The sequence below is a fragment of the Ruminococcus sp. AM42-11 genome (genome assembly GCF_003480145.1).
Classification (GTDB): Bacteria; Bacillota; Clostridia; order Lachnospirales; family Lachnospiraceae; genus Blautia_A; species Blautia_A faecis.
The window spans coordinates 127,104-145,103 of record NZ_QUIO01000003.1 but is presented as its reverse complement, the minus strand read 5'-3'; the positions used below and the strand labels follow the sequence as shown (position 1 = coordinate 145,103).

Genomic DNA, 18,000 nt, shown 5'->3' with positions numbered 1-18,000 from the left:
TATTAAATCATTCACACTTACCCAATTATGTCATTTTCCATTATTATCTTTCGTGAAGCTCAGAGGGAACGGAAGCTAAAAACGAGCCAGGGAAGCGTTTCGCTTTCCCTGGCTCTTACCCGTTTCAGAAACATATTATAACATTTCTCTTCTTTCTTTCCATCACGCCGCTTTCCCGGTACCTTTCAGCTGTCCATGCACCGTCTGTCTCACAAACACAAAGCAGATCACCTGCAGCACAATGGTAATGAACCAGGATGCCGGATAGGAAATAAACAAGGTGTACAGGCTTCTGTGCTGTGGGAATATCCAGAAGATCCACACAATTCTAGTACCAACCGTACCGATAATAGAAAGGATCATAGGCACACCGGAATGTCCCATTCCCCGGAGAGCGCCAGGAAAAAGATCCATGATTCCACATAAGAAATAAGGCACTGTGGTGATGGAAAGAATCTCCACACCGCATCGGATAACCTCCGGGTCCTCTGTGTAAACCTTCAGGATCTCACCGCCACACATGTAAGAGCCGCATCCCAGCACAAGGGCGATCACAAAAGACAGGATTCCGCAGTCCAGCAGCACTCTGTCCATACGTTTATATTTCCCAACGCCATAATTCTGGCTGGTAAAGCTCATACAGGCCTGAGTGACCGCATTTACAGACGCATACAAAAATCCCAGAATATTATTCGCCGCCGTATAACCAGCCATGGCAGTGGAACCAAAGGAATTTACAGAAGACTGCAAAAGCGCATTGGAAATGTTAATAACCGTACTCTGCACTCCCGCCGGTATTCCCACCTGGAAAATCTGTACCAGATAAAATTTCTTCATGCACAATCTGGAAAACCGAAGCTGATAACTGCTGTCCGTCATATACAGACATCTAAGAACCAGAATACAGGAAATCAGCTGGGAAATAATGGTCGCAATGGCAACACCTGCAACACCCAGATGAAACACGATCACCAGAATCATATTCAGCACCGCGTTGGTCACACCAGCCACGACCAGGAACATCAGCGGACGCCTGGTATCCCCTACCGCACGCAGAATAGCTGCACCATAGTTATAAAGCATAAAAAACGGCATTCCCAGGAAATAAATCCTCATATACAAAGTGGACTGGTCAATCACATCCGCAGGCGTTCCCATAACCTCCAGTGCCCATCTTGAAAAAACAAGTCCTACAGCAGCCATCGCCACACCACTGACCAAGGCCAGTGTCACAGACGTATGTACCGTTTCCGACATCTCTTTTGCCTTACCTGCCGCATAGAATCTGGCAGCCAAAACATTAGCTCCCAGTGAAACACCAATAAAAAGATTGGTAAACACATTGATCAAAGCGGTAGTAGAACCAACTGCTGCTAGGGCCTGGCTGCCGGAAAACCGTCCCACCACAATAATATCCACAGCATTGAACATCAACTGCAGAATTCCGGAAACCATCAGCGGAATGGCAAAAGAAACCAGCTTGTCCATAATGGTTCCGTTACACATATCAATTTCGTACTTATTCTTACTCAACTCTATCGCTCCCTCATTCATATGCCAGCACCACCGGAAGCCCCTTCCGGTCTGCTGCCAGAGTATATAAAAAGCTCTGGCAGGTACTGGCGCACATCATCCTTTCTGTCCCCGAAGCCATTTTTCAAGGACAGAATAAATCACATTCATGTCAATAGGCTTAGTTACATAATCACTCATTCCACACTCTGCAGCCCGGCTCTCATCCTCCTGGAACACATTTGCGGTCATGGCGATCACCGGAATATTTTTCCAGTAATCGCTCTTTCCTGCACGGATATTTGCCGTGGCCTCATAACCATTCATCACCGGCATCTGAATATCCATGAAGATCAGTTCATAATAATTCTCCGGCCGGGTTCCAAGAAGCTTAATCGCATCCTGTCCATTCTCTGCCACATCCACGATCAGACCGGATTCGGACAAAAGCTCGTACGCAATCTCCCGGTTCAGCTCATTGTCCTCCACCAGCATGATTCTGCGTCCCTTCAAAAAGCCCGGATCCTTTTCCTTCTCTTCACCTGCCTCTGCTGCCAGTAAGGCCTGATCAGCCTCCTGCTCTTCTTCCACAAGCTTCAGATCCAGCCGCACAAGAAACGTCGTACCTTTTCCCTGAATGCTCTTTACCTCAATACTTCCACCCATCTGTGCAATGATAGACTTAGCAATAGAAAGTCCCAGTCCTGTTCCCTGGGTAGCATTTGTCATGCTGTTATCTTCACGGGAAAAAGGCTCAAACAGCTTCTTCTGAAATTCTTCCGACATGCCGATTCCATTATCCTTCACCACAAAAGAATAGCTTGCTTTGTCCTCTGCAAAACTATTGCCCTGGGTTACCTTTACCTGCACACATCCATGCTCAGGCGTGTACTTCACTCCATTGGAAATCAGATTGATCAAAACCTGCCTGAGTCTTACCGAATCTGCCAGCACATGATCGTCCCGGATTTCTTCTATATCCAGATCAAAAATCTGGTGTTTGTCAACAGCTGCCTGACGGCATACTCCATCCACAATTTTCATGGTTTTGCTCAGGTACAGTGGTTCCTCATGAAGCGTCGTATCCCCACTCTCAATTTTCGACATATCCAGAACCTCATTGATCAGCTCCAGAAGGTGTCTGGAAGAATCGTCGATCTTCTGAAGACAATCCAGAATACGTGCCGGATCGTTCAGATGGTTCATGGCGATCTGGGTCATACCAAGGATTCCATTCATAGGAGTGCGGATGTCATGGGACATACTGCTGAGGAAAATGCTTTTTGCCTTGTTTGCCTCTTCTGCAGACTGATATGCCTCCTTCAGACTGTTCATCAGCTGTTCATTTCTGCTGTGGCTTTCCTGGACATCTGTTGCGATCACAGTCATCATGCCAGGCATGACATTTTCCTCGTCCAAGCAGATAAACTGGAACCGCACCCAGCGGTAAGCATCTTTTACCCTGATCCGGGCTTCACACTCATAGCTGCCCTCCTGCTCCAGAAATATATGGGAAAGCTCTGACAGTCTGATTTTCAGCCGTACTTTTTCCCAATCACCCGGTTCGCAGTTTGGCGCCAGATATTCTTTCAGGAAGTCTCCGTAATAACCGTCCGGAATCTTTTTATCCAGAAGTCTCTGGTTTCCGCGGTAGTATACCTTGTATTCGCCAGACATCATATCCACATACAAAATGATCAGAGAATTCCTTGCCAGTGCTCCAAGAAGCTGACGGCTCTCGTTTCCGCTTTTGTGAAGGAAATCGAGAATCGTATCTCCCTCTTCATCACTTTGCTTCCGGCTGCTGGCTTCCCAGTTTTCAATATCTGTGAACAACCTGCTTTCTTCTATTTCAGTTTGATCTACTGCCTTGCCATATACCGAATAACAGGTACGGATGCGTCCCGCTCCCAGCAGATATCTGAGATCTGCCTGCAGTTCTTTGTCCTCTTCCAGAAGCTCCACCAGCTCTGGACAATAAACAGAACCCTTTCCCCAGGAAAACTCCTCCGCTACCTGTTCCAGCTTCTTGGCATTCTTGTAGCTTCGTCCCACAAAGTCAGTGGCTGCATCCAGACAATCGCTGATATGCAGTATTTCAATAAGAATACGCTCATTTGACCTGGTATTGTCAAAATCTGCCGGATATCCTATTTTTCCATCCCAGGATTTGTGATGTCCCAGAACAGCATCCCGATATTTGCGAAGAGCCGGAATCTCCTCGACGAATTTAGCCCCTTCACAGGGATGGCTGAGAATACCATTCTTTTCCCTTTGTGTCAGCTGCCGTGACTGCTTGTTCACAATAGATGCAAGTCTGATCATTCCAATATCCAGAAGCTGTGCAGACTGGGAAACATAGTCCAGAATGGTCTCCTGATTTTCCAGCACTTCCACCACGTTCTCATAACCAAAGGTTCCAATCAGAAGCTCCGGCCGCTTTTTCATCACTACATTCAGAATTCGCCTGGCAATCTGCTCCACCATTGCACTGTGCATGGCAGTGCCCTCATCCCGGCTTACCATGATCTGCATAAGAACCAGGGTGTTTATTTCATCTCCGGTAATATATTTCAACACATCCCTGAGAGAACGCCATACTACATCATTTACAAAGGTATCGTTTTCTGTCCTGGACAGCCTGCGAATAGCATGCACATAATTGGATACACAAAAATCACGGAGATCTGGTGCTCCGTGATATTCATCCGCATATTTCTCCAACAATTCCAAAATCGTCGGCAGATGGTTGATCGCAACCTGAAAATAGCGGCTGTCAGAAAAAGGCACTCCCTCCTGGCTGTCCAGATCGTCATGCTCCATACTGTGTTCACAGAATTTCCGGTAATCCTCCAGAAGCTCTGTGCAGGTTATCTTACCCTGATAGAACAGACAGGACTTATAATTACAGTATATTTCATCCAGCATTTCGTAGGGCTCCGGATTCTTCTCAAGCTCACGCTGATAATATTCTTCCAGAACCCGGGATGCTCTGGAAAGAAGCTCCGGATCAATCTCCCTCACTGTAAATCTCAGGACTGAATTTCCAAGAAGATCATAATTCAGTTCTTCGATCAGTTCATCAAAATCAAACCTCTCTCCGTCTAATTCCCGGACTTTCTCATCATTATAAAATTCCAGTGCCTCATCAATGTACTGCAAAAGCTCCTTGGACGTATCCAGGTTAAAGTTCATCAACACTACCGGAAAATTATAATAGGAAAAAAGGATTCTCTTCCTTACGTCAAAATCCTCAATCTCAAAATATCTGGAAGAAAGTGCCCGCAGTCTGTCAAAATACATGGCTCCTTTCTTTCCATCTTCATTACTGAAGGGACGGTTATAAAAATTTCCCAGAAGGTTCAGGGTCCAGATATAAGAGTCCAAATCATCACTTTTCTGAAAATATCCATCCAGAAGCTCCAGAATTTCCAGCATGGCAAGGTTATCCTCATAGCCCTCATCATCGGCCATGCGGATCTGATGCAGAAATTCTCTCGCCAGTTCCTCGTTCAGGCTCGCCTCCCCGTCAAGGAAGGGGCGGATATACAAATTCAGAAGTACCTCATTCTCAATGTAAAGCCTGCGCATCATTCTGGATTTGTTCTTCAGATTTTCGATCCACGCCTCCTGGTCTTCTGCCTTCAGCAGATTCTCCTGAATCTGATCTTCCTTCTTCAGATTTTCTTTGTATTTGGTGTAAAAATGAATAATATTTTCCCGCGTGATCATTCCGCCGCACCTCTTTTGGAAATACGCTCATGATTTCGGCTCTTGCACTGATACATTCTTTGATCCGCTTCCTTCACCAGATCTGCGATTTTTCCCTTTTTTTCCTCAAATGCCACAATGCCATAGGAAAAGCTGATGTTGCGGCTTTCTCCGTTAATATCAAAATGGATCGGGCTCTTTTCCAGAATTTCGTTTAACCGTTCCTGGATCTGCTCCGGCTCCAGTGCAGACAAAATAAGGAACTCATCTCCTGCATACCGGTACAGAAGATCCTGCCTGTCCATAGCACACTTCATATTCTCTGCAAAACACACCAGGTAACGGTCTCCGTTTCATGGCCATAGCAGTCATTGATCAGCTTCAGATAATCCAGGTCAATAAATACAAGGCTGCCCTTCTTATGATTCTTCATAAAGCGCTTGCTGTTGTGGTCAAAAGCCGCACGGTTCAGACAGCCGGTAAGGGCATCCTTCTCCATGGACGCTTTCAGGCGTTCAATCCGAAGCTCCTCCCTGGTAAGGAGACGTACCATCTGGTCATAATTCTCCTTCTCCTGCTCCAGAGCCTTCAGATACATTCTCTCGAATTCCGGTATCCGTCTCCGAAGCTCTTCCCGGTCACTTCTGCATGCAGCAGTGCGCATAAGCTTGTAAACCGGGCAGAAGCTTCCGCTGAAATTCCTGGCATTCTTAATGTAGCTGCCAATGCGTATAATATCGTCCCAGCGTTCTTCCTCCGCCATTACCTGAAGGAACTCTCCAAAATAGCAGACACAGAAGCTTAAGGTATCCCTGGCACCCTCCCCGGCTTCCATTTTCTTCATATAGCTGTTAAATTCTTCCGCAATGACCGCCTTGTCTTTTTGCTGGTAAAGGCGAAGATACAAGTCCGTAAATTCCTTCTGAAGCAGAAAAAAGGCTCTGCCATCTTCAGGAATCTCCCGTTCTGTAAGAATCGCCTGCATATCCACTGCCGCCTGCTCCGCGCCTGCAACATCTCCCATGCCCAGCTTCACGTAAACCTTGCTGTCATAATAGACTAGCTCATTTAAAGTATCCGAATTCCAGAAATCCACACTGCTGTCACAGGGATCCAGTCTGGAAATATCCATCATTTTCTCCAGATAAAAATCCGCCTCAAAAAACAGTCCACAGTCTGAAAAAGCGGCTACGATAGTGTTATAAACGGATTTCAGAGGGGATCTTAAGGTAAATCCGGAATTGGCATATTTCAGGCCATATTCCACAATCTCGGGGGAAAACCAAGGCAGAAATAAAGTCTTACCAGGGCAAGATAAAGTCTGGATTTCTCCTTGGAACGCTCCATGTGAACTCCGGCCTCCCGGCAGATTTCGATCAGAGGATAAGCATATTCCCGAAAATTATAGGCAAAAATCCCATAACTTATATAATAGATTTCTTCTGTATAAACAGTAAAATCCGATATCTGCTTCAGCTCCTCCACACAGCGTGCCACATCCTCTTTTGTCCAGGTTCCTGTTTTTACTTTATTTTTTATTTCTTCAACTGTATACATACAAGTTTTATTCTCCTGCTTATTACTGTTGTTAATTCGACAAAAGACCCGGTGAGTTTAATAGATCACCCGGTCTCTTCCCTGTTCTTTGCCCATATAAAGTTTCGCATCCACATTTTTCAGCAAGGTGTCTATATTGGACTTGAAATCATTCTCCTCCACGCCAAACGTCATAGTAACCGGAATCCATTCTCCCCTCCAGTCAAACAGATCGTTGCCCAGCTTCATGCGAAGAGAGTTGAGCATAAGGCATACTTCGTCTCCGTTCATATCCGGGAAAAAGAAGATGAATTCTTCGCCTCCCCAGCGGCACAATTTGGCATGCTCACCCAATTCCCGGCTCATGTGCTGTGTGATCCATACCAGTACCGCATCTCCGCAGTCATGTCCCCAGTGGTCATTAATTCTCTTAAAGAAATCAATATCACCCATACCAATGGTAAACGCCATAACAGGCTCTTTCCTGCGCTTCTCCGTAATGTACTGTATCATCTGACGGCGGTTCCACAAACCTGTCAGCGGATCGGTCCCTGCCTGTTTCTTCAACTGCTCATTATACAGCACCAGCTTCTTCTCCGCAGATTCCACATTGGAGCTGAACATACTGCACGCTACAGCCATAAGCACAAACGTCACAATGGTATTTATGATCTGTAATACAACTGTAGCCGTTTCTGTCAGGGCAAAAACAGAAATATTTACCCTGCAGTACAAAAACAGGCTGAATCGTACTGCAAACAGAACTACTGTATAGCTGACCTTATACACAAGAGAATTGTAGACAGCAAAATATACCAGTACCAGCATCTCAAACATCAGATGCTGAATACCGCAGTCCCATCCATAGAGAACAACAAACACAATTATCCATGCCAGCTGCAGACCGCTGCAGACAAGCACACTGGTGTGTACCTTCAGCCGGTATGTTGCATAAAAAGCAGCAACCGCCATTGCTGCGAAAATATATCCTGTCCAGACCTCTGTCTTCGGTCCCACAATGCAGAATACGAACGGAATGATCAGAAAATAAAGTCCCAGAATCAACAATATAATTCTGAGAAGGAACAATATACGCTGAGGCTCATTCTCATGAACTGCTTCTTTCCTCAACAATGCATAAAATTTCCTGCACAGCCCTTTAAACATTACAGGTGCCGCCTTTCCCACGAGTGTTCAATATAATAATATTGCACTATTTATCACAAAAATGCAACCTTTTTTGTAATTATTTATATTATTTGCGCTTTTTACTTTACGGTTCAATGGTAACGTTCTGCAAGGTGTTTTTTGTGAACAAAGTTCACAGGAAGTCCGGGAATCTCAGCACGAAATCATGCGAATGCATGATTTCTGCGCATCGCAAAGCGTGTTACTGGTCACGAAGTGACAGTAGCCTTTTTGCCAAATATTACTTTTTATTCATAGTCAGGATTACAGAATCAAAAAATCTGATATATAAATCTTTTGTAACGATTCGGCAGGTGCTTTAATCCTCCACTCTTGTTCCCATGTAATAGAAGCCTTTACAGGTATCCAGACGCACATTCACATACTTGCCAAGAAGATCCGGGGTTCCTGGAAAATGAACCAGCAGATTATACTGGGTTCTTCCTGTGAAAATACCCTTTTCCTTGCTCTCCGTCTCAACAAGAACTTCCTGAACCTCGCCCTGGAATCTGGAAGAGACTTCTCTTCCTTTCTCCTGAACCAGCTTTAGAAGGCGGTCAAAACGATCCTTCACCACATCCTCTGGAACCTGATCCTCCATCTTCGCCGCAGGAGTGCCGCTTCTCTTGGAATAGATAAAGGTAAATGCAGTATCAAAATCAGATTTCTCCACTACATCCAGAGTTTCCTGAAAATCCTCCTCAGTTTCACCCGGGAAACCTACAATAATATCTGTAGTCAGGGAAATATCCGGCACCGCTGTACGGATTTTCTCCACCAGTCCCAGATACTTCTCCTTATCATAATGCCGGTTCATGATCTTCAGGATACGGCTGCTGCCAGACTGCATAGGCAGATGCAGATGATGGCACACCTTCCTGCTCTTACTCATATATTCGATCAGCTCATCAGATAGATCCTTCGGATGAGAAGTCATAAACCGGATTCTCTTCAGCCCCTCGATCTGCTCCACCTTCTCAAGAAGCTGTGCAAAAGTCACCGGATCCTTCAAAGTCTTTCCATAAGAGTTTACATTCTGTCCCAGAAGCATAACCTCTGTAACGCCATCCGCCACCAGAGCCTCTATCTCTTTCACAATCGCCTCCGGCTCACGGCTTCTTTCACGCCCTCTTACATAAGGCACAATGCAATAACTGCAGAAATTATTACATCCAAACATAATATTCACACCGGACTTAAAAGAATAATTACGCTCTGTAGGCAGCTCCTCCACGATCTTATCCGTACCCTCCCAGATATCGATCAGCTGGCTGTCACGATTCTCCATCTCATAAAACAGCTCTGCAAACTTAAAAATATTATGGGTTCCAAACACCAGATTGACAAATGGATAATCCTTCTGGATCTTATCCACAACCTGCTTCTCCTGCATCATACACCCAAACAAAGCAATCTTCATATCCGGATTAGACTTCTTCAGACTATGCAGCTTACCAAGGCGGCCATACACCTTAAGATTGGCATTCTCACGAACCGTACAGGTATTATAAATCACAACATCCGCATCCTCTGTTTCCTGTCTCTTAAAACCAATCTCATCCATAATCCCTGCGACAACCTCAGATTGCTTCTCATTCATCTGACACCCAAACGTCTGCAGACAATAAGTAATCCGCCGTCCCAGCTCCCGCTCCCTCAAAGCCACCATCTCAGCCAGCTTCGCCATATAATAATACTGACGCTCTGTATCATCCTGAGGCGGTGTAATACTCGTATCTATCTTACTGAAATCAATTTCATTAAACATACTTTATTCCTTTCATAAAAAGACCCCTTGTCAAATCAAGGGGCTACTCCTGTCTATATCTAAATATTTTATCCTATTTACCCCCTTTTGTCCAGCAATTTATTTCCCCACACTAAGCACTGCCCTGCACACAAGCTCTCCATTTCCCGATCCCATCTTGCACCTTCCCACCTATACAATTATCCTATCCCCAGGCGCTGCCTGCAGCCGCCGTCCCTTCCCAGTAACCAGTGAGAGGAAGTGGGTGCCGTCTGGGGGCATTGCCGAAATGGGGCGTCTGGCGAGCATAGCGATCTATAAAATTGCACTGTCTGAGCCCTGCAAGGGCGAGTTTGCAATTTTATAGATCACTAGGCGGCGGAGCCAGACACCCCATTTCGACACCGCCCCCAGACGGCACTCACTTCCTCTCACGTCCCTCGAAATCAAAAAAGGCTTCAGGGAACGCACTCACACACTCCCTGAAGCCATTCATATAGGGGAAATTACAGCTCTACGTAATGTCCCTCTGCTTCACCGTTTACTACATAATATGCCTTATTCTCTTCAGTCTTAACGTAAACTTTAATATCCTGGATATCTTCTTCTTTCTTTCCGGTCATCTCTGTCCAGGCCTTTTTCACATTTGCTACTACATCCTTAGTAGTGAATTCCTTGCCTGCATACTGAATAAAAATCTCCTCAGCTGCAACAGCAGCCTTCTTAGCAGTTCTTCTAACAGCAGGCTTCTTAGCCTCTGCCTTCCCAGCTGTCTTAGCCGGAGCCTTTGCAGTCTCCTTAACAGCCTCTTTCGCAGTCTCTTTAACGCTCTCAGTAGCAGCCTTAACAGTCTCTGTAGCTGCTTTCACAGTCTCAACAACAGCTGTCTTAACAGCCTCTGCCTTACTTGGCTCAGCCTTTACCTCTGCTGCAGCTGTAGCTTTAACCTCAGCCACAGTCTTAGCAGCCTTCTTGGCCGCCATTGTTTCTGCCTTTTTTGTAGTTCTCTTCGTAGCCATTATAATAGCCTCCTTGACGGTGAATATAATCTTCGTTTTCGCTTCTATGATAGATACTACGAATCAATTTTTTTTGCAAGTTCTGCTAAAATCCCCCTTGACAAACCATTTCTCTGAATTCATAGGTAAAAGTACACAAACAAAACCTGTTAATTTCAGGAAATCTTCGGGTACAAATCTTAAAATCCTGATAATTTTTGTTTTCTTGCACAGTTATTGCCAAAAAATGGATGGATTTTCTTGTTTTTTTCGTCATCTATTTCCCTGTATAACCTTACAGGCCAAGGTTCTCAAGGTCATATTTCATATAAGCATTCAATCTTTCCTTCAGTTTTTCGTGCTGGGGCAGATCCAGCTCCCTGTCAAGCTCCAGAATTCCTCCTGCGGCGTCACTGGCAGCTTTCAGTACATCTGAATCCTGATAAATATCTCCGATTCGGAACTCCAGCTGTCCGCTCTGACGGATTCCAAACAGATCTCCCGGTCCCCGAAGCTTCAGATCCTCCCCTGCTATAAAAAATCCATCATTCGATTTATTCAAAATCTCCAGTCTCCTGGAGGTCTCTTCCTCTTCATTTCCCTGCATAAAAATACAGTAAGACTGATATGCCCCACGTCCAACACGCCCTCTCAGCTGATGAAGCTGCGCAAGTCCGAACCGCTCCGCATTTTCTACCATCATTACCGTAGCGTTGGCACATTTACCCCTACTTCCACTACTGTAGTAGACACCAGCACCTGGATTTCTCCCCTTGCAAACTGTTCCATGATCCCATTCTTTTCCTTGGGCTTCATTTTTCCATGGAGCATTCCAATGGTGATGTCTGATGGGAAAATCTCTCTCAGCCGTGCTGTATAGTCCGTCACGTTTTCCCCGTCTGCCCCCTCGCTTTCTTCTACCATAGGGCAAATCACATACGCCTGGCGCCCTTCCCGCACCTGCCTTTCTATAAAGGAGTAGGCTTTCGGGCGATAAGACGTGCCAACTACACAGTTCTTAATCGGGAGACGCATGGCAGGAAGCTCATCTATAATGGAAATATCCAGATCCCCGTATACAATGATCGCAAGAGTTCTGGGGATGGGAGTGGCACTCATAACCAGCACATGCGGCGCATTTCCCCTGGTAGTCAGTGCCTCTCTTTGCTTCACGCCAAAGCGATGCTGCTCATCGGTGATCACAAGGCCAAGATTCTCGTACACCACTTTTTCCTGGATCAGGGCGTGAGTTCCAATGATCACATTTGCCTCCCCGGATGCGATTTCTCCATAGATTCTTCTTTTTTCTTTCTGGGTGGTTGAGCCAGTAAGAAGAACCGGATGGCAGGATGAAATCTCCTGTTCCTCTATCAGTTTTGTAAATGCTTCAAAATGCTGATTTGCAAGTACCTCTGTGGGCACCATCAATGCTGCCTGATAGCCATTTTCCACAGTAAGGATCATTGCCAGAAAAGCCAGAATCGTTTTTCCGCTTCCAACGTCGCCCTGAACCAGCCGGGACATAAGGGTATGCCCGCAAAGGTCTCTTTCGATTTCATGCCAGGCGTTTAGCTGCGCCTTTGTCAGATGATAAGGAAGACCTTCCATAACCTGTTCTGTGATCCATACCGGCTTCATGGGAAAAGCGTTAGGAGCTTCTTCTGTTTTTCCCTTCAGGATCTGTACTGCCAGAATAAACAAAAGAAATTCGTCAAACACAAGGCGTTTTCGTGCCACCAGAAGTTCCTGCATATTGCCTGGAAAATGGACAGTGGAAATAGCATAATTATCATCTGCCAAGTGATAAAATTCCTTAATCTCATCTGGGAGAAATTCTGTCTGCAGGCTCTGTTCATCCAGGATCTGATGCATCAGCTTGATTATCAGTTTGTTTGTAAGCCCTGCAGTAAGTCCGTATATGGGCTGCATGCTGTGAAGGATTTCTTCATAAGCTGCGGGTGTGAAAATCTCCGGATGCTCCATCTCCAGATGACCTTTTTTTCTGGAGATTTTGCCGCGGAAAATAAAGCAGCTGCCTTTTTTCAGAGTGTTTTTTAAGTAGGGGGCATTAAACCATACCACAGGAAGTTTTCCGGTGGTATCTGCCACAGTGATGGAGATCACCTGAAGATTACGGATCCTGTTTACATAGACTCCGGCAGTGACAGTTCCACGAACAGACACCACGGAGTTCTCCTTCAAAGAACCAATTTCCTCCGGTGCCTCATATGAGTCGTAATTTCTTGGATAATAATGGAGCAGATCATCTGTTGTGGTGATACCGATCTTCTGAAATAGTTTTTCCGTCTTTTCTCCTACTCCTTTTAGTTCCCGAAGAAGCTTTGCCACTGTTTTTCCTCTCTTTCTGATCATTCATCTCTGTTTCCGGGTCTTTCTTCATTTGCCCGAAAAGTGTTCTCATTATTTTACAACAAAGACTGCCGATTTTCCATACTTATTTCACTTTGCACATGCTAACCACTTCGAACTCAATAACAGCTTCACGGTGCGCAAAAAACTTAATATTACCAATGAGCCTATGTTTATTGTTAAAGAAGACAGGGCGGAAATCTTCCACCCTGTCTTCCATCTCTTTATCACTCGCAGCCCTGCAGCTATTCATTAGTTACTGTTCACTCCGTGACCAGTAACGCGCTTCGCGATGCACAGAAAGACGAACCTTCTTGTGACAAGCACAAGAAGTAGCGTTTGCTGCGCAAACTTAATTCTCGGGTTTTCTGTGAACTTTGTTCACAAAAAACACCTCGCGGAACGTTATCAGTGAACAGTAACATTCATTACTCAACAGAAATAATGTAATAATAAATCGGCTGTCCGCCCATATTTACCTCTACTTCGCAGTCCGGATATGCTTCTTCCAGCTCTGCGGCAAGGCTCTCGGCATCCTCTTCTGTGGTCTCAGCACCGTAGTAAATGCTGATCACCTCAGAATCCTCGTCTACCATAGCTGCCACCATCTCTTTGGCAACATTCTCACGTCCCTTGCCTACTGCAAGAATTCCGTGATCACCGATTCCCATAATATCGCCCTCGTGGATTTCTTTCTCATCCAGTCTGGTGTCTCGGACTGCGTATGTTACCTGTCCGGTCTTCACCATGGATACAGCCTCCATCATGGCTTCCAGATTCTCTTCTCCATTCATTTCCGGCTGGAAGCTGATCAGAGCTGTGATTCCCTGCGGAATCGTCTTGGTAGGAACTACCACGATCTCTTTGTCCTCGGTAAGGTCTCTCGCCTGGTTTGCAGCAAGAACAATATTCTTATTATTCGGGAAAATATAAATAGTATCTGCATTTACTTCAGCGATGGCATTGAGCATGTCCTCTGTACTTGGGTTCATGGTCTGACCGCCCTCGATGATATAATCTACATTCAGCTCTTTAAACAGGGTGGAGAGTCCTTCTCCGACGGAAACACTGATAAATCCGTATTTCTTATGCTCTTTGGCAGCTTTCGCAGCAGCTTCCTTCTTCTCCTGTTCTTCCTGCTCCCGGGCAAGCTTCTCGGCATCCTTGATCAGCTTCTCCTGATGTTCCTCACGCATGTTATCAATCTTCATGCGGGAAAGTGCACCGTAGGTAAGCGCTTTCTCGAATGCCTGGCCAGGATGATTGGTGTGTACATGTACTTTCACGATTTCATCATCTGCTACCAGTACAATGGAATCACCAATTGATGTAAGGAACTCCTTGAAGCTGTGAAGCTCCTCATCTGGAAGAGGCTTATTCAAAAGAATGATGAACTCCGTGCAATATCCAAATTTGATATCCGCTTCTGCCTGCTGGGAGATCCTGGTCACTGCCGGACCGGAAGATACCTTCTCAAATGCAGAATAGTCGATTTCTTTTCCAAGATAACCATCAAATGCACCACGGAAAACTTCTAGAAGTCCCTGTCCGCCTGAGTCTACTACACCTGCTTCTTTCAGGACAGGAAGCATTTCCGGTGTGCGGGCAAGTGTCTTCTCAGCATGCTCGAAAATGGCACGGAAGAAAAGCTCCAGATTTGCAGATTCCTCTGCAATCTCAGCAGCCTTTACTGCGGCCTCACGTGCTACTGTAAGAATGGTACCTTCCTTCGGCTTCATAACTGCTTTGTATGCAGTCTCTACAGCCTTCTCCATAGCAGCTGCGATCACAACTGCATCCATTTCTTTATGTCCCTTGGTTCCCTTGGTAAAGCCTCTGAGAAGCTGGGAAAGAATAACGCCTGAGTTACCTCTGGCTCCACGCAGGGAACCGGACGAAATAGCCTTGGCGAGTGTCTCCATATCAGGATCTGTAAGACTGCTTACCTCTGATGCAGCTGACATAATAGTCATTGTCATATTCGTACCGGTATCTCCATCCGGAACCGGGAATACATTCAACTCGTTGATCCATTCTTTCTTCGCTTCCAGGTTCTTGGCTCCTGCCAGAAACATTCTGGAAAGTATCTTGGCATCTATGGTCTGTCTATCCACCACAAGTTTCCTCCTCTAATCCTAATCTATTGCACGAACACCTTCTACGTAAATGTTGATTTTCTCAATCTCCATTCCTGTAAAAGCCTCGACTTTATATTTCACATTGTTTACAAGATTATCTGCAATAGTGCTGATATTCACACCGTACGCCACGATTACATGAAAATCAAGGCGAATCTTATTATCTTCTGTGATCTTAACATTTATACCATGCTGTAAGGAATCTCTCCTGAGCAGCTTTACAAGGCCGTCCTTCATGCTGACAGCGGCCATACCGATAATACCAAAACATTCTACTGCAACGCTTCCTGCATAAGTCGCGATTACATCCGTATCAATAATGATCTGGCCAAGGCCGGAATCTATACGTCCCTTCATATGGTTTACCTCCATTAATTTGATTTTCAAAATGTATATACCATATTATACCCTTTTTTCATTCATAACACAATGTCCAATTTTAGCACGCATCCACGCAAATAGCAAATTTATTTTAAATTGTTTTAAAATTTTCCTTTTTTTGCTTGCAAAATGTTTTTCCATCTGTTAGAATATGAACTGTTGAAAAAAAGCGTCAAGGAGGTGCTATCATGGCTAAATGCGCAATTTGTGAAAAAGGTGCTCATTTCGGAAATAATGTGAGTCATTCCCATAGAAGATCCAATAAGATGTGGAAATCAAACGTGAAATCCGTTAAGGTTAAAACTGAAGGCGGAGCTAAGAAAATGTACGTATGTACTTCCTGCTTAAGATCCGGAAACGTTGAAAGAGCCTAAGAAACACCTGCCCTCACAGTTTTGTGGGGGCTATTTTTTTGTTTCCCGAATAAGTATTTTCTAAGTGTGGTTGAAAATCATTCCCGCAAAGTATGGCGCACATTTTGCAGAAGGCCTTTTTCAACAAACTCCAGAGCAGCTTCTCCCAGACAGAAATTATTTTAATAAAAAGGATAGTTACATAAAATGTAAATGGGTATGAAAGGATTCGCTGATAATCTTTTCATACCCATTTTATTTACAAAATAAATGATAGCCACACAGCATACACAAAGCTGCTGCAATCAGAAGTGCGGTGGTCTCGGAGACAAGCAAGCCGATCACCATTCCAAGTCCGATGAAAAACAGCATAAAACCAAGAGCTTTTCCCATAATTCATACAGCCTTGCCTCTTTGGTTTAGTATATTTTATGCTGAAATGCCACATCTGAACACATTAACTTCTAAAATAACCGCCTGCAGCTTTTATAATCAGTTACTCGATCAGACACGATCTAGTTCTCTTCAGAATCTACAGTTTCATCCGCGCTGTTATCTCCGCCAGGTGCGAAGCGGTTTACAAAGTCAGGAACCATATCCAGAACTTTAGTAAGACCATCCTGGTTCTTTACGTTTACAAGCTTGGTGGTACCATTCTGGATTACCAGAACTGCGCATGGGGTCATCTTTCCGGCGAGACCTCCGCCGCCATTGTTCTTTTTATCACCTGCAAATGCACCAGCGCCTACACCAAAGGATACATCCACCAGGGGAAGTATAATGGTGTCTCCTACATGGATCGCATCTCCTACCACTGTCTTCGCAGATACAAATCCATCCATTCCCTTAAACAGGGAGCTTACGGTTTCTTTAAAGTTGTTTTCGTTTTCCATTTCTAGTCCTCCTTATGCTTCCATCGGTTGATAACGTATTTTATATTTTTATTGAAGTAAATCTCTATTGCTGCCTTGATAAGCACAATGCCATAAATACGACCTTTCAGAAATACATTTCCAGTCAGCTGGTTCTCTCCATCAAAAAGCGGATTCACATGAATCCTGTTCTTGTGAAATGGAAAGGTCATACCAAGCACTGCCAGAACTGTCCCGGTAATGGCCGGATCATCGCATCCAAAAGTAACATCACCTTCCAATTTCGTTGGAAGTACATGATGGAGCAGACCTTTTACATCTTTCCATATAAGAGAAATTGCAGCCTTGGTCCGTTCATTGGTAAGAAATTCTTTCCACCAGCCAAGCTTATCTGTGATTCCTGAAATTGTTTTCTTTATATTTTTAATTTTCTCAATTATACCTTTAATTATTGAAATAACCTTATTCCACAGATTACCCGGGAATCGGATTATTTTGCTTAGTATTTCCCAAATACGCGTAATTAAGCCGGACTTTGAAGCAGATTTGATATTTTTTTCCTGCTTCTCTGCTGATGGCTTCCCTGTCTGCGGTTCTGCTGTATTATTTTCCAACAGCACCGCCTCAGTTTTTGGCGCATGATCTTGAAATTTCTCTGCTGCATGTGCTTCAGGCTGAGATGCTTTCTTCTCAGTTTCTATGCGAGACTCTGCCATCTGCTTAGTTTTCTCTTCAGCAACAGCATTACTCACATTCGACTCTTCACCAGAAGCTTCTTTTACATCTGGCTTTTTTGTTCTGTTCTCCTGAGATATTCCCTTCGTTTGCGCAGATTTCTTTTTCCTCTTCTTTGCCTTACTCCTGGAGGTTTGGCTGACGGAGTTCTTTCTTCTGCCGCCTTTTAGCTTCTTAAGCCAGCCTTTTATAGTTTCTAATGAAACTCCAAAAAACAGGATCACCAGCTTTCCTTCTCCATTATGAAAGCAAAACCTGACGCCTATGACGTGGAACAGCCAGGTAATTCTGGCTTCCAGTTCTGTCTCCTTGAAGCTGCCGGTCTCCTTCACAGCCCTCGCCTGGTAGCGTACCGGGCAGAACAACAGAAGAAGCACTGCCAGAAGCGCAAGTCCCAGCAGGATTCCCAGTATGATCAATATAAACTTTATGAGGATCCACAGTATATGTAACATGCGC

General features: G+C 44.8%; 14 protein-coding genes and 1 pseudogene. 1 reads left to right on the top strand and 14 read right to left on the bottom strand.

The features are described 5' to 3' along the window. Positions 1-162: 162 nt before the first annotated feature. The 11 genes and pseudogenes from DW904_RS03375 to DW904_RS03325 all read right to left on the bottom strand — a co-directional run bounded on the left by DW904_RS03375 (position 163) and on the right by DW904_RS03325 (position 15,557). Positions 163-1,533 carry an MATE family efflux transporter gene (locus tag DW904_RS03375; protein ID WP_330608403.1) on the bottom strand — a complete coding sequence of 457 codons (1,371 nt, stop codon included), beginning with the start codon at positions 1,531-1,533 and terminating at the stop codon, positions 163-165. 96 nt (positions 1,534-1,629) lie between these two features. Next, positions 1,630-5,244, bottom strand: a complete 3,615-nt coding sequence (locus tag DW904_RS03370) for an ATP-binding protein (RefSeq protein WP_118578063.1) — start codon at positions 5,242-5,244, stop codon at positions 1,630-1,632. Continuing rightward, entirely contained in the window at positions 5,241-5,528 is a 288-nt protein-coding gene (locus tag DW904_RS03365; RefSeq protein WP_347562009.1) for a diguanylate cyclase, read from the bottom strand. The genes DW904_RS03370 and DW904_RS03365 overlap by 4 nt, the downstream gene beginning before the upstream one ends. Positions 5,529-5,536: 8 nt before the next feature. Then, positions 5,537-6,490 carry a GGDEF domain-containing protein gene (locus DW904_RS24900; protein WP_118578061.1) on the bottom strand — a complete coding sequence of 318 codons (954 nt, stop codon included), beginning with the start codon at positions 6,488-6,490 and terminating at the stop codon, positions 5,537-5,539. After that, positions 6,475-6,780 (bottom strand): hypothetical protein, encoded by a 306-nt coding sequence (locus DW904_RS03355; RefSeq protein WP_118578060.1) that lies wholly within the window; start codon positions 6,778-6,780, stop codon positions 6,475-6,477. Before DW904_RS03355 ends, DW904_RS24900 begins: the two co-directional genes overlap by 16 nt. 57 nt (positions 6,781-6,837) lie before the next feature. Beyond that, positions 6,838-7,926 (bottom strand): GGDEF domain-containing protein, encoded by a 1,089-nt coding sequence (locus tag DW904_RS03350; protein WP_118578059.1) that lies wholly within the window; start codon positions 7,924-7,926, stop codon positions 6,838-6,840. 340 nt (positions 7,927-8,266) lie between these two features. Next, a complete protein-coding gene (gene miaB / locus DW904_RS03345; RefSeq protein ID WP_118578058.1) occupies positions 8,267-9,715 on the bottom strand; it encodes a tRNA (N6-isopentenyl adenosine(37)-C2)-methylthiotransferase MiaB in 1,449 nt (482 codons plus the stop codon). A 485-nt stretch (positions 9,716-10,200) separates the two neighbouring features. Further along, positions 10,201-10,713 carry a DUF6465 family protein gene (locus DW904_RS03340; protein ID WP_118578057.1) on the bottom strand — a complete coding sequence of 171 codons (513 nt, stop codon included), beginning with the start codon at positions 10,711-10,713 and terminating at the stop codon, positions 10,201-10,203. Between the two features lie 274 nt (positions 10,714-10,987). Next, positions 10,988-13,065, bottom strand: a pseudogene (gene recG, locus DW904_RS03335) (ATP-dependent DNA helicase RecG). 425 nt (positions 13,066-13,490) lie between these two features. Continuing rightward, entirely contained in the window at positions 13,491-15,176 is a 1,686-nt protein-coding gene (locus DW904_RS03330; protein ID WP_118578114.1) for a DAK2 domain-containing protein, read from the bottom strand. A 21-nt stretch (positions 15,177-15,197) separates the two neighbouring features. Continuing rightward, a complete protein-coding gene (locus tag DW904_RS03325; RefSeq protein ID WP_117851829.1) occupies positions 15,198-15,557 on the bottom strand; it encodes an Asp23/Gls24 family envelope stress response protein in 360 nt (119 codons plus the stop codon). Positions 15,558-15,769: 212 nt separating this feature from the next. Between DW904_RS03325 and rpmB the strand changes: the two genes are divergently transcribed. Further along, positions 15,770-15,955, top strand: a complete 186-nt coding sequence (gene rpmB, locus DW904_RS03320) for a 50S ribosomal protein L28 (protein ID WP_118578056.1) — start codon at positions 15,770-15,772, stop codon at positions 15,953-15,955. Positions 15,956-16,189: 234 nt separating this feature from the next. Here rpmB and DW904_RS22705 read toward each other — a convergent pair whose 3' ends face one another. The 3 genes from DW904_RS22705 to DW904_RS03310 form a co-directional block, all read right to left on the bottom strand. Next, on the bottom strand, positions 16,190-16,327 hold the full coding sequence (locus tag DW904_RS22705; RefSeq protein ID WP_173715983.1) for a hypothetical protein: 138 nt from the start codon (positions 16,325-16,327) through the stop codon (positions 16,190-16,192). A gap of 122 nt (positions 16,328-16,449) precedes the next feature. Beyond that, on the bottom strand, positions 16,450-16,827 hold the full coding sequence (locus DW904_RS03315) for a GerW family sporulation protein (RefSeq protein ID WP_118578055.1): 378 nt from the start codon (positions 16,825-16,827) through the stop codon (positions 16,450-16,452). Positions 16,828-16,829: 2 nt separating this feature from the next. After that, a complete protein-coding gene (locus DW904_RS03310) occupies positions 16,830-17,996 on the bottom strand; it encodes a DUF2953 domain-containing protein (protein WP_118578054.1) in 1,167 nt (388 codons plus the stop codon). Between the last annotated feature and the right edge of the window lie 4 nt (positions 17,997-18,000).

What these genes read in the sequence shown, in the direction of transcription:
- DW904_RS03325 (WP_117851829.1), bottom strand. Translation starts at nt 15,557, where the DNA reads ATGAAGGGACGTATAGATTCCGGCCTTGGCCAGATCATTATTGATACG.
- miaB (WP_118578058.1), bottom strand. Translation starts at nt 9,715, where the DNA reads ATGTTTAATGAAATTGATTTCAGTAAGATAGATACGAGTATTACACCG.
- rpmB (WP_118578056.1), top strand. Translation starts at nt 15,770, where the DNA reads ATGGCTAAATGCGCAATTTGTGAAAAAGGTGCTCATTTCGGAAATAAT.
- DW904_RS03340 (WP_118578057.1), bottom strand. Translation starts at nt 10,713, where the DNA reads ATGGCTACGAAGAGAACTACAAAAAAGGCAGAAACAATGGCGGCCAAG.
- DW904_RS03310 (WP_118578054.1), bottom strand. Translation starts at nt 17,996, where the DNA reads ATGTTACATATACTGTGGATCCTCATAAAGTTTATATTGATCATACTG.
- DW904_RS03370 (WP_118578063.1), bottom strand. Translation starts at nt 5,244, where the DNA reads ATGATCACGCGGGAAAATATTATTCATTTTTACACCAAATACAAAGAA.
- DW904_RS22705 (WP_173715983.1), bottom strand. Translation starts at nt 16,327, where the DNA reads ATGGGAAAAGCTCTTGGTTTTATGCTGTTTTTCATCGGACTTGGAATG.
- DW904_RS03355 (WP_118578060.1), bottom strand. Translation starts at nt 6,780, where the DNA reads ATGTATACAGTTGAAGAAATAAAAAATAAAGTAAAAACAGGAACCTGG.
- DW904_RS03350 (WP_118578059.1), bottom strand. Translation starts at nt 7,926, where the DNA reads ATGTTTAAAGGGCTGTGCAGGAAATTTTATGCATTGTTGAGGAAAGAA.
- DW904_RS03315 (WP_118578055.1), bottom strand. Translation starts at nt 16,827, where the DNA reads ATGGAAAACGAAAACAACTTTAAAGAAACCGTAAGCTCCCTGTTTAAG.
- DW904_RS03365 (WP_347562009.1), bottom strand. Translation starts at nt 5,528, where the DNA reads ATGGACAGGCAGGATCTTCTGTACCGGTATGCAGGAGATGAGTTCCTT.